The sequence below is a fragment of the Pedobacter sp. WC2423 genome, from assembly GCF_040822065.1.
GTDB lineage: Bacteria > Bacteroidota > Bacteroidia > Sphingobacteriales > Sphingobacteriaceae > Pedobacter.
Genome location: NZ_CP162005.1, coordinates 5,611,616 through 5,625,585 on the forward strand (window position 1 = coordinate 5,611,616; position 13,970 = coordinate 5,625,585).

General features: G+C 40.3%; 14 protein-coding genes. 10 read left to right on the forward strand and 4 right to left on the reverse strand.

The genetic code is table 11. The features are described 5' to 3' along the window. Positions 1 to 53 precede the first annotated feature (53 nt). From AB3G38_RS23525 to AB3G38_RS23535, 3 genes are all read left to right on the forward strand, one after another. Entirely contained in the window at positions 54 to 3,413 is a 3,360-nt protein-coding gene (locus AB3G38_RS23525; protein WP_367866133.1) for a SusC/RagA family TonB-linked outer membrane protein, read from the forward strand. A 21-nt stretch (positions 3,414 to 3,434) separates the two neighbouring features. Continuing rightward, the gene (locus AB3G38_RS23530; RefSeq protein ID WP_367866134.1) at positions 3,435 to 4,805 is read left to right on the forward strand and encodes a RagB/SusD family nutrient uptake outer membrane protein; all 1,371 of its coding nucleotides are present in this window, start codon (positions 3,435 to 3,437) and stop codon (positions 4,803 to 4,805) included. Positions 4,806 to 5,006: 201 nt separating this feature from the next. After that, a complete protein-coding gene (locus tag AB3G38_RS23535; protein ID WP_111631991.1) occupies positions 5,007 to 5,273 on the forward strand; it encodes a hypothetical protein in 267 nt (88 codons plus the stop codon). Positions 5,274 to 5,427: 154 nt separating this feature from the next. Here AB3G38_RS23535 and AB3G38_RS23540 read toward each other — a convergent pair whose 3' ends face one another. Next, entirely contained in the window at positions 5,428 to 6,204 is a 777-nt protein-coding gene (locus AB3G38_RS23540; protein ID WP_367866135.1) for an SDR family oxidoreductase, read from the reverse strand. Positions 6,205 to 6,338: 134 nt separating this feature from the next. Between AB3G38_RS23540 and AB3G38_RS23545 the strand changes: the two genes are divergently transcribed. Next, on the forward strand, positions 6,339 to 6,689 hold the full coding sequence (locus tag AB3G38_RS23545) for a winged helix-turn-helix transcriptional regulator (protein ID WP_367866136.1): 351 nt from the start codon (positions 6,339 to 6,341) through the stop codon (positions 6,687 to 6,689). Between the two features lie 290 nt (positions 6,690 to 6,979). Next, a complete protein-coding gene (locus tag AB3G38_RS23550) occupies positions 6,980 to 7,261 on the forward strand; it encodes a hypothetical protein (RefSeq protein ID WP_367866137.1) in 282 nt (93 codons plus the stop codon). 20 nt (positions 7,262 to 7,281) lie between these two features. Here AB3G38_RS23550 and AB3G38_RS23555 read toward each other — a convergent pair whose 3' ends face one another. After that, positions 7,282 to 8,517, reverse strand: a complete 1,236-nt coding sequence (locus AB3G38_RS23555; protein ID WP_367866138.1) for a glycosyltransferase — start codon at positions 8,515 to 8,517, stop codon at positions 7,282 to 7,284. Between the two features lie 112 nt (positions 8,518 to 8,629). On the opposite strand from AB3G38_RS23555, the gene AB3G38_RS23560 reads away from it, so the two are divergent. After that, on the forward strand, positions 8,630 to 9,211 hold the full coding sequence (locus AB3G38_RS23560) for a tRNA-(ms[2]io[6]A)-hydroxylase (RefSeq protein ID WP_367866139.1): 582 nt from the start codon (positions 8,630 to 8,632) through the stop codon (positions 9,209 to 9,211). A 71-nt stretch (positions 9,212 to 9,282) separates the two neighbouring features. Here AB3G38_RS23560 and AB3G38_RS23565 read toward each other — a convergent pair whose 3' ends face one another. Further along, complete coding sequence (locus tag AB3G38_RS23565) at positions 9,283 to 9,702, reverse strand: hypothetical protein (RefSeq protein ID WP_367866140.1); 420 nt, start codon at positions 9,700 to 9,702, stop codon at positions 9,283 to 9,285. Positions 9,703 to 9,829: 127 nt separating this feature from the next. Here AB3G38_RS23565 and AB3G38_RS23570 point away from each other — a divergent pair, with 127 nt between their 5' ends. Further along, positions 9,830 to 10,276: a nuclear transport factor 2 family protein gene (locus AB3G38_RS23570; protein WP_367866141.1), complete on the forward strand. Its 447-nt coding sequence runs from the start codon at positions 9,830 to 9,832 to the stop codon at positions 10,274 to 10,276. Between the two features lie 15 nt (positions 10,277 to 10,291). Here AB3G38_RS23570 and AB3G38_RS23575 read toward each other — a convergent pair whose 3' ends face one another. Beyond that, positions 10,292 to 11,308 carry a LacI family DNA-binding transcriptional regulator gene (locus AB3G38_RS23575; RefSeq protein ID WP_367866142.1) on the reverse strand — a complete coding sequence of 339 codons (1,017 nt, stop codon included), beginning with the start codon at positions 11,306 to 11,308 and terminating at the stop codon, positions 10,292 to 10,294. A 157-nt stretch (positions 11,309 to 11,465) separates the two neighbouring features. Here AB3G38_RS23575 and AB3G38_RS23580 point away from each other — a divergent pair, with 157 nt between their 5' ends. The 3 genes from AB3G38_RS23580 to AB3G38_RS23590 are packed head-to-tail and all read left to right on the forward strand — an operon-like array spanning position 11,466 to position 13,967. After that, on the forward strand, positions 11,466 to 12,269 hold the full coding sequence (locus AB3G38_RS23580) for a DUF4350 domain-containing protein (RefSeq protein ID WP_367866143.1): 804 nt from the start codon (positions 11,466 to 11,468) through the stop codon (positions 12,267 to 12,269). Positions 12,270 to 12,306: 37 nt separating this feature from the next. Next, on the forward strand, positions 12,307 to 13,152 hold the full coding sequence (kduI, locus tag AB3G38_RS23585; RefSeq protein WP_367866144.1) for a 5-dehydro-4-deoxy-D-glucuronate isomerase: 846 nt from the start codon (positions 12,307 to 12,309) through the stop codon (positions 13,150 to 13,152). Continuing rightward, positions 13,152 to 13,967: an SDR family oxidoreductase gene (locus AB3G38_RS23590; RefSeq protein WP_367866145.1), complete on the forward strand. Its 816-nt coding sequence runs from the start codon at positions 13,152 to 13,154 to the stop codon at positions 13,965 to 13,967. Before kduI ends, AB3G38_RS23590 begins: the two co-directional genes overlap by 1 nt. Positions 13,968 to 13,970 lie beyond the last annotated feature (3 nt).

The window sequence follows — 13,970 nt, forward strand, 5'->3', positions numbered from 1 at the left end:
GCTATTGTGGATCCTTAATAACTTGCTCATTACTTAAAGATTTTGTATTTCAGATGAAAAGAAACCCTTTACCGTACCTTGTATGCTTACTCGCCATGGTATTCAGCACCCAATTCACAAAGGGAGCTGCCCATAGAAAAGACCTGTCAAGTTTCAGGACTGTATTATTTCAAACCGACACGATTCCCAGGGATTCTGTGAAAAAAGATTCCATCAAAAAGGATACTGCAAAACGTGCCGTAATCCCGGTAATTAAAGTTGCCCAGGATACTACGCGTAAAAAAGTAGTCCAGGACACGACGGTTAAAAAACCTGTTCAGGATACTACCATTAAAAAGGTGGCTCAGGACACGACGGTTAAAAAAACTGCTCAGGATACTACTGCTAAAAAAGCAGTTCCTGATACAACCGTTAAAACAGCCGCACAAGATACAGCTGGCAGCAAAGCCGTTCAGGACTCTATCAGTGGTAAAGTATCTGACTCCGGTGGCCCGCTGATTGGTGTGGTCATTACTGTGAAAGGTGGAAAAGATAAATCCCTTACCGACAGTAAAGGGCAATTTAAGATCGCCGCTGGCGATAACGCAATTCTCTTATTCGCCTATATGGGTTATAAGACTAAACAAGAACCCGTCAATAAACGCAAGACCATTAATGTGGTGATGACAACAGAATCAAAAGTGCTGAGTGAAGTACAGGTTGTTGCGACCGGATATGGAACCGTTAACCGCTCCAAACTGACCAGTTCTGTTTCCAGTATCCAGTCTGATCAGATTAAAAACGATGTTATGCCTACCATTACCCAGGCTATTCAGGGTAAAGCAGGAGGCGTGCAGGTTACACAGAAATCGGGATCACCAGGTGGTGGTTTAAATATCCGGATCAGGGGTACCACCTCGATCAATGCTGGTTCTGATCCGTTATACGTAGTAGACGGTATCCCAGTGAACAGTACAACGAATTTTACAGGCGGAAGTAACTTCAACTTCGGTGGAGGAACGCAAGGAATCAATATCCTGGCTTCTATCAACCCATCCGATGTACAATCTGTAGAGATTTTAAAAGATGCGGCCTCTTCTTCCATCTACGGAGCCAGAGCAGCAAATGGTGTGGTGCTGATCACGACTAAAAAAGGTCAGCCAGGTACAAGTACCTTCAGCTTTAACGCTTACGAAGGATTCTCTGAAGTTCCAAACGAGAGAAAGTATAAGATGATGAATACTGGTGAATACCAGGATTACATGAAAGACTATTACAAATACCTGCTGGATGCGAACGGTAATCCTACTGCGGTTCCAGCACAAATATTAGCTAACCCAAATATCAATACAGACTGGCAGAAACAGATTTTCAGAACAGCGCCAACCCGTAACTATGAATTATCTGCACGTGGAGGTTCTGAAAAAACACAATACTATACATCTATTGGCTATATGCGCCAGGGAGGTGTGATTCAGAACTCTAACTTCAGCCGTTTAAGTGCAAGAATCAACCTGGATCACCAACATAGCGATAAATTGAAATTCTCTGCCCGTGTGAATCTGACCAGAGCATTGAACGACCGTGTTCAGGAAGAAAATTCCAAAGAAGGTTCTACAAAAACCGGTATTTTTGCACCGCCAAACCTTCCTGTTTACAATCCTGACGGAAGTTATGCTTACGACCAGGTAAATACCAGCCGTGAGAATCCTTTAGCCATGTTATTATTACCAGTCAACAACTCAGAAACATTCAGAGTATTGGCAAGTGGTTCAGCAGAATATAAATTTATGCCTGAACTGACTTTAAAAACAAGTTTTGGTGCAGATTTAAGTTATATCGATGAAACCTTCTTTATGCCGCCAAACGGTATCCGCTCTTTTGCAGCACAAGGCGGAATCGGTGCACAAAGAAATACAAGAGATCAATTGTGGATCAATGAAACTACGCTGAGCTATCAGAAATCATTTGGTGAACATCATATTGATGCCCTTGCCGGAGCTTCAGTTCAACAATCACGCGTACAATTTGTAGACGCAAGCCGTTCTAATTTTCCATCTAACGATATCGAGTATATTTCTGCCGGTGGTTTAGTTACCGGTGCAAACTCTTTCCCTGAAGAATGGAGTATCGCTTCTGGTTTTTCAAGAGTGAACTATGATTACAAAGGAAAATATCTTTTAACAGCAAACTTCCGAGTTGATGGATCTTCACGTTTCGGTACAAACAGCCGTTACGCTACTTTCCCATCTTTTGGTGCTGCATGGCGTGCCTCAGATGAAGACTTCCTGAAAACTAACAAAGTGATCAGCAATCTGAAATTAAGAGCATCATGGGGTATCACAGGAAACCAGAATATTCCTAACTATGCGAGTTATTCTTTATATAGCGGAAGTAATAACTATATGGGTAATCCTGGTTATTTACCAAATGTACTGGGTGATAAAGACCTGAAATGGGAAACGACCAAACAACTGGACTTCGGTGTAGACGTGGGTCTGCTTAACAACCGTATCTCGATACTTGCAGATTATTATATTAAAAATACTTCTGACCTTTTGGTTGGTGTTGTGGTGCCAACGAGTTCAGGCTTTGCCAACCGTTTTACCAATGTAGGTAAGATCCAGAATAAAGGATTTGAATTTGAATTGACCACACAGAATCTGGTTGGTGCATTTAAATGGAGTACCTCTTTAAACATGTCCTTTAACAGGAATAAAGTTGTTTCCTTGCCAGGAGGAGAATTAAGTGGTGGTGTTGGTGGATTAAACATTGCCAGAGAAGGATTACCACTGGGTTCATTCTACGGATGGAAAATGTCTGGTGTAAACTCTCAGACTGGTATGATTGATTATATCAAACAAGATGGAAGCCTTGGTGCTCCGAATGATCCGAAAGATCGTGGAATCATTGGTAACCCAAACCCTGATTTCTATGGAGGAATTACGAATACATTTACCTATAAAAACTTTGACCTGAGCATTATGGGGCAGTTCTCTTATGGAAACGATGTCTTCAATTATAACCTGGCTTCAGGACTGGACGGAAGTAATAAAACAAGTAACGGTTTTGCAGACTGGAACAGACGCTGGAGAAATCCGGGAGAGATCACTGATATCCCAAGACCAACACCTGGAAACTTTGATAACACAGCTATATCCAGCCGTTTTGTACAGGATGGATCTTTCTTCAGATTGAGAAATATTACGTTTGGTTATACCTTAAGTGATAAAGTTTCGGAGAAATTGAAGATCAAAAGCTTACGTATTTACACCACCGTACAAAACGCTTTCGTATTTACTAAGTACAAAGGTTATGATCCTGAAGTAAGTTCCAGCCATGGCGGCGCGAATGCTGGTTTGACTTATGGGTATGATTACGGTAGTTATCCGCAGCCAAGAATCTTTACTGCAGGTATCAATTTAACTTTCTAAGAACAACTCTATAAACAGCACATGAAGACGATTTCAAAATATATTTTACTAGCAGCCGTGTCCTTAAGCTTTACATCCTGTAAAAAATTCCTGGACAGGGAACCTATTGCACAGATTACACCTGATAACATTTTCAATTCACAACAAGGTGCCCAATCGGCAGTGATGGGAATGTACAGAACACAATTAGGGGCGAACTCTTACGGACAATCCTTAATTATTGTTCCTGAATTCTCAGCCAGACACGTGAATCATGTGTCCAGCTTTCCTGAATATGTAGACTTTAAGACCAATACAATCCGTATCGATAATCCATGGGTACAGAATATCTGGACAGCAGGTTATGCGGCTATTAATGCAGCGAATAATATTGTGGTGAAAGTAGCTGCAATGCCAGAAGCTGCAATTGCGACTGACAAAAGACAGCAATTCATCAGAGAAGCACAATTTATCAGAGCTTTGACTTATTTTAACTTAGTCAGGGCATTTGGAGACGTTCCTTTGATCTTAACGCCAACCGGAGAAAATGATAACCTGAAAGTACCACGTAATACCGTAGCTGAAGTTTATGCGAAAATTATTGCAGATCTGACAGAGGCTTCTAAATTGCCGAACGCTTATGCGAACATTGCAGAAACTAAAGGCAGGGTAACTGGTAATGCGGCTAAAGCTTTATTGGCTAAAGTTTATTTGTACAACGGAAGGGTAACAAATACTTATGCCGAAGCAGCAAGATTAGCAAAGGATGTCATCGCGACAAGCGGCGCATCAATGCCAGTTGACTTTGGTTCAGTCTGGACTACAAAAAACACTTCAGAATCAATTTTTGAATTGCAGTTTGATGCACAGGCAACCAATCCACTCGCAACAGTAAGTAATCCGAATGCCTCTGCTTTATTTTATGCAGAAGGTAAATCAATCGCTGATTTGTATGAAGCAGGAGATAAAAGAAGAGACTTTACCGTTTACCAGAATACGGCCGCAGATCCAAGATTTTATATTGGTAAATACAGAATCTTTAATCCGGCTATTCAAAACGTTCCGTTGATCCGTATTGCAGAAATCTATCTGATCCACGCAGAGGCTCAGGCCCGCGTAGATGGGGCGGTGAGTGCAGCAGCATATGATTCTTATAAAAAGGTGCGTGACAGAGCTGGAATCACTACTCCTGATATTTCTACTTTTACAACGCTTGCAGCATTCATCACTGCCGTACAAAAAGAGAAAAGAAAAGAGATGATGTTCGAAGGAGAAGCGTGGTTTGATTACTGCAGAACCGGTTTAGCATTGACAGATATGATGACAAAACCAGATCCTAATTACTATTTATACCCTATTCCTGATGCAGAGCGCAGAAATAATCCAACCTTAACCCAAAATAAAGGGTATTAGTTTGATTCACAGGTTTATAAAATGAAAAGAGAGGTTTTTACCTCTCTTTTCATTTTTAAGGGAAATTACTATCGGGCTGAAAACTATGTAATTAGATCTTCATACCGGGCAGCTAAACTCATAGAATTGTAACTCTTTTAGGAGGCTATTGCTGTTTAAATAGATTTAATGCATATTTAAGAAAGAATAAGCCATTATACTATGTTAGGAGAATTAATCGAAAAGGAGTCAATAGACGTAAGTGAAATTATAGCCGCAGATCAGAACCACATCGAGGAATTAAAAGATAAGCTCAGTGGTGCTCAGCGTTTAGGTAATGAATTCAAATCAAAAGCAGACATTACTTTTAATACTAAATTCGGCCCAAAGACTGTGAATACGACAGTATGGTCAGTTACAGAGAAATATATTCAGCTGAAAAACGGAATTCATATTCCTTTGACCAGCCTGATTGATATAGATTTTTAAGCAATAACCTGGGTGATGCATTTTCCGCAGTAAACACTTTTGGAAACAGCATCACTCAGGACATCTTTAAATACCAGACCAGAATAATACTTCTATTTCAGTTTCTATCCTGATTATAGTCTTACTGCTGTTTCAAAAAGAGAAACAGCAGTTATTAAATAGTTGGAATCGTTCCACCATCAATCACATATTCAGTTCCTGATAAATAATTTGCACGCGGAGAGACCAGGAATCCCACAAGTTCAGCAACTTCTTCTGGTGTGGCTGGCCTGCCCATCGGTATACCTCCCAATGAATTCATGACTTGTTGAGTTGCGTTATCTATCGTGTCTCCGGTGCTTTCTGCTAAGCGCTCCATCATCCTTATAGCTGCTTCAGTTTGGATCCAGCCCGGTGATACAGTTAATACCCTTATACCTTTTGGGGCAACTTCTTTGGACAGTCCTTTGCTATAGTTGATCAGGCCAGCTTTAGCAGCCGCATAAGGTAAAGTAGAATCATGTAATGGCAACCTGCCCTGTATAGAGGCGATGTGTATGATTACTCCAGAACCCTTTGCTAACATGGAAGGAAGTAAACCTCTGTCGAGCCTTACAGGAGCCATAAGATTGGTTTGAAGTGTTTCTGACCAATGCTGGTCTGATAGTGCGGCAAATCCTCCGCCAGGGGTTTCTGAGCCACCCAGATTGTTAATCAGGATATCTATTCCACCATATTCCGCCAAAATGGCTTCAGTTACTTTTTCAGTGCCTTCAGGTTTGCTTAAATCTGCGGAGATAAAGTGAAAATCAGAATTAATATCCTCCGGTTTATTTCTTGCAGTAATGATTACTTTCGCCCCGGCAAGAGCCAGTCTTTCCGCAATTGCTTTTCCTGTTCCTTTTGTACCGCCTGTTACCAGTGCTATCTGACCAGTTAATTCGTTGTGCATATCCATAATTAATATTTGTTGATGGGCTCAAATGTCGGGAGTATGATCAGTTGGTACAATTACGGATAAACGAATCGGATAGGGTTGAATTTATCCGTATTGACAGGTTTTGGACAATACGTTATCTTTAGCACATGTATCAGAAAAAGATTGTGCAGAACTATGATTGCGGACTTGATTTAGTAGGGGAGATTTTATATGGGAAGTGGAAAATAAGATTACTTTATTTTATCAATGATGGACATATCCGGCCCAGTCAGCTGCAAAGAAAAATTCCTGGAGCCTCACGCCGGGTTTTAAATGTTCAGTTAAACGAGCTGGAAAAACACGAACTTATTTCGAAAGTTATTTTTCCAGTGCTTCCACCAAAAGTAGAGTACAGTTTGACTGTATTTGGAAAGACCCTGATTCCATTAATTCATTCCATAGGGTTATGGGGCGATGAACATGAAGAGAAATTAAGAGGAATACTTACAAAAAAATAGTTGATGTGAAGTTTAAATCAATTTGATTGGATTGAACTCCAGGAAGTTGTATCAGCTGGAAAAAAATTCCGTACGCATGTAAGTAAAAAAATAAGGAAGCTACGGGCAGAAAGAGAGATTTAGGTGATATTGCCTCATTGAAAAAAATGGAATCCAGTTCGCCTCAATACAAATCTTTATAAATATTCTTCTGCATCCGATCTCTGAAATTGTTTATAAATCAATGAAAATCAGGTTTCAGACGGCATTATACCTGCAACCAATTTGTTATATTTGATTAATTAAATCCAATGAAAGAAGCAACTATTCAGACCCTCCATCCTGATCCGGATAAAACCAACAAGAAAATTTCTTTAGAGAAATACGAACTCATCAAAAAAGAAATCCTGGCTATTTTGTCGGATGGGCAACCTACGCATACAGAATTGATGGAAATGTTATACCAAAACGTGAAAGATACTTTTAATGGCGGTGTACAGTGGTATGGTGAGACGGTTAAACTTGACCTGGAGGCAAGAGGTGTGATAGACAGGATCAAGACTAAACCGGAAAAATATCGTTTGGTTCCATAATGATAGCTATTTTAAAAGAATCAACCCTTTTGCGTATTCTTTTCTTCGATCCACAACGACATATATTTAGTGCTATTTGCAGTATGGTGCTGTAAAATCTGTCCGAAGAAATTACGCTTGCGATGAGCTGTTAAATTCAATGATAAAGTTTGGAGGGATTCCATAAAAGCCTGGCCAAACATTAATTTTCCATAACGTTCATTAATGATTTTTACTCCATTTTGTTGTGCCCGGAACCACCAGACTTTGTCCTGATATAACTGAACAGCCCGGTTGATAAAAAGAAAAGGATCGTCTGCGATCACTCCATTCCATTCCAGGTTTCCTTTCATCGCTTCAGCACCTATAGAGGTCGTTACTGCGGGCGTTCCCACCTGCATGGCATCAATAAACTTTCCTTTAACACCCGCACCAAACTGGATAGGGGCCAGTAATATTTTATGTTTTGCAATGGCTTTCCTGGCATCTTTTGCACGCCCGTGAACATAGAATTTTTCTTTCTCGTTGTGCAATTGCATAACTTTCTGAGACGTGTAAGCACCGTAGATATGAAGTTTAGCTTGTGGCAGCTTTTTCCTGAGCTCAGGCCAGACCTTGGTCTTTAAGATTTGCACGGTATTCCAGTTGGGTTCATGCAAAAAGTTGCCAATAAACATAAATCCTTCTCTTTCGTCAAATGGTTTCCATTCCTGGATATCTTTTTCGGTTAGTTCTTCTTCTAAAAATGGCAGATAATAAAGTAAAGACGGATCTATCCGGAACTGTTCTTGCAGAATTTCTATCTCCAGTTCCGAAATCATTAAAGACAAATCACAGCGTAATATTGCGGCAATCTCTCTTTTAGCCAGCTCAGTAAACAGTTCCAGCGGACTGTGTGTTTTCATGGCCTGCTGACGGGCGTGACGTAAACAATGCAGATCTTCTGTATCAAGTATGCTGATGGCATCCGGACATTCCTGCCGTACTCTCCATCCGTATTGTTCTTCTACCATAAAGCGGTCAAAAAGTACAACATCAGGGCTGGTTTCCTTTAGAAAAGTATTAAAGCTGCTATCATTTAATTTGATCTCCCGCTCGGTTACGCCGATAGCTGGTAAATCAAAGCTAAATTCACTTTTTGAAGCGCCAGAAGCAAATATGGCTTCATAGCCCTGAGAAAGAAATAGATTGATTAACTGAATTATTCTTGTACCTGCTGCTGATGAAGCAGGTTCAGGCCATACCAATCCAATAATCAATACACTCTTTTTAGACATTCCTTTAAAATTTATGCAAAAATAGAGGTTTTTAATGCAGATTCTCTAAACAGCCCACTAAACAATATGATTATTCGTAATTTTGTGAACGAAGAATTTTATTAATAACCTCATGCTTGGATTAAAATTGTTAACAGACCCGCGTTGGGCAAATATTGCTGAATCAAATTTAGAAGAGATATTGACTGATCATGCGTGGTGTGAGCAGAAAGCAGCAACAAATGCCATTACGCTGATTGCTAATAATTCTGAGCATATGGATTTGGTGGAAGAATTAACGGCTATTGCTATCGAAGAAATGCAGCATTTCCAGATGGTGGTAGAGCTTATCAAGCAGCGCGGTTATACTTTAGGCCGCGAACGTAAAGATGATTATGTGGGCCGTTTAGTGAAATTCAGCCGCAGAGACGGAAGCCGGAACAATGCTTTTATTGATAGGTTGTTATTTGCCGCAATGATTGAAGCGAGAAGCTGTGAACGTTTCCGGGTATTGTCTTTGAATATTAAAGACCAGGAGCTGGCGAAATTTTACCATGATTTAATGATTTCTGAAGCTGGTCATTATACGACATTTTTAAACTTTGCCCGTAAATATACGATCGATGTGGATGTGGATAAACGATGGAAAGAGTGGCTGGAATTTGAAGGCGAACTGATCCGGAGTTTTGGGAACAAAGAGGCTATTCACGGGTAGCCTCTTTGTTCAGCTTATAGTCCATCAGGAGCTCAGGGTGTATCATGAATCCATTATACGGCTTTTAAAATTTATGCTTTTGGTTTCGCACCACCCTGCGCATTCATCGCTTTTAATTTGCTCAGCTGACCTGGTGTAAGAATTGTTTTATACTGCTGCTGACGGTACTGGGAAATCTCTTTAGACCCACCTTTTTTCTGATCCTTACCTTTTAACGCATCTTTCCTGGTAATACATTCTGTATTGACCACTAAGATTTTCGCATACTGATCTGCATTCAAACCCAGCTTCGTTTGTAATTCTTTAGTATATGGAATTGCACGCTGTGCTGCGGGAATTGTTGAATTTACTTTTTGGGCTTTAATTGCTGCCTGTGGTTTAACAACAGCCTGTGATTTCGCAGCTGCAACTGGTGTAGCCTGATTAGCCATTTGTGCAGAAGCAGTCAATCCTGTGGCAGCAAAGGCAAATGCTAAAAGTAACTTTTTCATAGTTTTTGTTTTTTTATAGGATAATAATAATTATTAACGAGTAATTTAAGCCGATCAATATGTGCTGTAAATAATTAATTTAAACGGCAAAATATCAAACCTGTTAAAAACCTAACCACTCTAAAACATGAAGAAAATAATCTTATCCCTGCTTTTAATTACGTCCTGCGTGTTTGCAAAAGCTCAGGAAACAACTGGTGCTGCCTCTAAAGAAGAAACTGAAGTTGCAGCAGTTGTAGAAAAATTAAGAGCAGCTATGATCAGCGGTAACAAAGCCGACCTGGAAAGTGTAGTGTCAGCTGATTTAACCTACGGACACTCTGGTGGAAAAATTCAGAACAGAACAGCCTTTGTAGATGATATTACTTCGAAAAGATCGGATTTTAAAACGATTGAATTAACCAAACAATCGATTACTATTCAGAACAATGTAGCCATTGTACGTCATGTTTTAATTGCGGATACGAATGATGGAGGTAAACCTGCACACATTAACCTGGGAATAGTTTTAGTGCTGAAGAAAGAGAAAAAAGACTGGAAAATTATCGCAAGACGCGCATTCCATATAGACTAACTTTAGCACGTTAAATTAACTATTGCGAACCCATAAGCTTGTATCCAATATCTTCTTTTCGAAGTCATGAACCGGATACTTGCTTTCTATTAAATTCAGCAGCATATCAGTTGCCAGCTGTCCCATTTCAAAAGCAGGCTGACGCACCGAAGTCAGTGTTGGACACATCAGGTCAAGGACATCAGCATTACAAAATCCGGTAATGACCATTTCTTTGGGAACTTTAATTTTCAACTCCTTGAATACGGCCAGTGCTCCAATACTCAGCCGGTCACTGGCCACAAAAATACCATCAGGCTTTTCCTTCAGGTTCATCAATTCTCTGATCGCCGTATCTGTTTCTTCCTGAAACATCCCTCCATGTTCACAATATTTGATATAAGCCTCATTAAAGGGCAGGTTATATTTCGCTAAAGCCTGTTTATATCCGTTTAAGCGCTCTACACTAATGGATAGATGAGCTGAACTTGTTAAATGAGCAATGCGTTTGCAACCCTGATTAATCAGATATTCCGTCGCTTCAAATGAACCTTTCTCATTGTTTGCAATGATCTGATGTGTGTTGATCTGATCAGTTACCCGGTCAAAAAATACCATAGGCAAACCCCGCTCATGTAAATGCTGAAGATAAGAAGTGTCAGTAGTTTCGGCAGATAACGAAACCAGTAAACCATCAACCGATCTGGAAGCTAAATGCTGGATGTTCACCTTTTCACGCGCATAGAACTCATGTGTCTGCGTAATGATCACATGATAACCACGGTCATAAGCAATAGATTCGATTCCATTGACTACCTGGGCGAAATACTGATTCGCTACTTCACTTAAAGAAACCCCGATAGATTTACTTCTGCGCTCTTTTAAACTTAAGGCAATAGGGTTTGGGCGGTAATTGATTTTTTGCGCATAGTCCAGCACCAGCTTTTTTGTCTCTGGACTGATTTCATGCGTATCACGCAGTGCTCTGGAAACAGTGGAGGTAGAAAGGCCTAATGCCTTGGCAATATCTTTTAAAGTAAAGGGCTCAAACATGATTCCGTCTCACAGCTGGTAAATCATACAAGTCTACAAATAATTTCTGGTTGTGCCGGGAACGATTGCACAATAATTTATGGCTTTTTGTTTCATTCTGCGCGTAAATCTATGTAGACTTGTTAGTTGTTGCACACCAAATATAAACCAGATATTTATGAATAAATTCCATTTGATAGTTTCCAGTGTCCTCGTTTTTACCGCTTTAAATGGTCATGCACAAAATAAGAAAACTGTAATGCTTGATTCTTATTTTAACAACGAAACTAAAAAAGACACAGATGGGAAACTCATTTCCTGGCATTATAAATGGGACGAGCAAACCAATAGCGGTTTCTCTCTGTGGGGAGCCGAATTCAACAAAGCCGGATTTAAAACTTCAACACTCTATGCAGCACCGACTGCACAAAATCTAAAAGGTTCTTCTGTTTATATTATTGTAGATCCGGATACGGAAAAAGAAAGCAGTGATCCGAAATTTGTTCTGGCAGCGGATGTTAAAGCAATTGCTGAGTGGGTTAAAAAAGGAGGTGTACTGGTATTGATGGGCAATGATGCAGGCAATGCTGAATTAGACCATTTCAATACGCTGGCCAAAGTATTCGGCGTTCAGTTTAATCCGGATAGCCGGGGAAGAGTGACTGGTAACCAGTTTGATATGGGAAAGATCATGGTGCCTGCGGGAGATCCGGTCTTCAAAACAGCGAAACAGTTGTATATCAAAGAATTCAGTAGTTTAGCAATCACTACTCCTGCAAAATCTATACTGAAAGATAAAGATGGCTATGACGTGATTGCCTTATCAAAATATGGTAAAGGATCAGTTATTATCATTGGCGATCCATGGTTATATAATGAATATACAGACGGAAAAAAGCTTCCTGCTGCCTATGATAACCTGAAAGCTGGTACTGATTTGATTCACTGGATTTCAAGCTTGATTCCAGCAGGGAAAAAATAAAATAAATGGGCTTTGAAAGCCGTTACCCTATTAAAATATGGCAATGAAGGATATGAAAGTATTACATGCGGTGCATCCGGATGATTTTAAAACATACGATACAGAGAAAATCAGATCAAGATTTTTACTGACTGAACTGAAAGAAGAGAATAAGGCCAATTTCGCTTATACACATTATGACAGAATGATTGTGGGCCTGGTCTATCCGGTTGCCGAAACAGTTGTTTTAGAAAACTATTCAAATCTGCGTGCTGATTATTTTCTGGAAAGAAGAGAAATCGGGATCATCAATGTTGGTGGTCCTGGTTCAGTTGAAGCGGATGGAAAAATAGTTGAAGTCAATAAGCTGGATGCTTTATACCTTGGAAAAGGCGTAAAGGAAGTGAAATTCAAAAGTGCAGCTGCTGCAAATCCAGCAGTATTTTATTGCCTTTCTACTCCGGCACATCAGGCGTATCCTGTCACATTATTAGTTCATGCAGATGCGATTTCTACAGAATTGGGTAGCTTAAACACTGCAAATGAGCGCAGGATCATTAAGTATATTCACAGAGATGGAATTCAAAGCAGTCAATTGGTGATGGGCTTAACTATTCTGGCCAATGGAAGTGTGTGGAATACGATGCCGGCACATACGCATGACAGAAGGATGGAAGCTTATTTCTATTTTGATGTGGCTGAAGACCAGCGTGTTTTCCATTTAATGGGGCAGCCGCAGGAAACCCGCCATGTATTAATGGGCAACCATGATGCTATTGTTTCCCCGCCATGGAGTATCCATTCGGGAAGTGGTACACAAAATTATAGTTTTATCTGGGGCATGGGAGGTGAAAACCTTGATTATGCAGATATGGACCCGGTAGCAATTCAAGATATACGTTAATGGAAAATACATTCTCTTTAAAAGGCAAGGTTATCATTGTAACCGGAGGCACCGGGATTTTAGGCGGTGCATTTGTTGATGCAGTAGTTGAAGCAGGTGCTTCGGTAGGTATTTTAGGCAGGAATGCTAATGTTGCTAACGAACGTGCAGACGCGATTAACCAGGCTGGTGGCCAGGCTATCGCTTTAGTAGCCGATGTAATGGACGAAAGTCAGTTATTGGAATGCAGGGCACAAGTACTGGATAAGTTCGGCAGGATTGATGGTTTGGTAAACGCTGCGGGCGGAAATCAGCCTGAAGGTGTTTTACAGCCTGAAGAAGACATCTTTAAGATGAACCTGGATGGCATGAAAAAGGTAATGGACTTAAACTTATGGGGAACAGTTATTCCTACACAGGTTTTCGGAGAATCCATTGCTGCCAGTGGTAAAGGCAGCATCGTCAATATCTCTTCGATGAATTCTAAAAGGGTAATTACTAAAGTTTTAGGCTATAATTTAGGCAAAGCTGGTGTGGATTATTATAACCAGTGGTTTGCTGTTGAACTGGCCAACCGCTATGGCGGGGCAATCCGGATGAATGCGATTGCACCAGGATTTTTCCTGACTGAACAAAACCGCACATTGTTAACACATCCGGATGGTAGTTATACTGAGCGTGGAGGATTAGCAATTAAGCAAACACCATTTAAACGTTTCGGACATCCGGATGAGTTAAAAGGTGCTTTAGTTTGGTTATTAAGTGATGCTTCTCAATTTGTAACCGGAGCCATGATTTGTGTGGATGGTGGTTTCTCTGTATTTGGAGGGGTTTAAAAT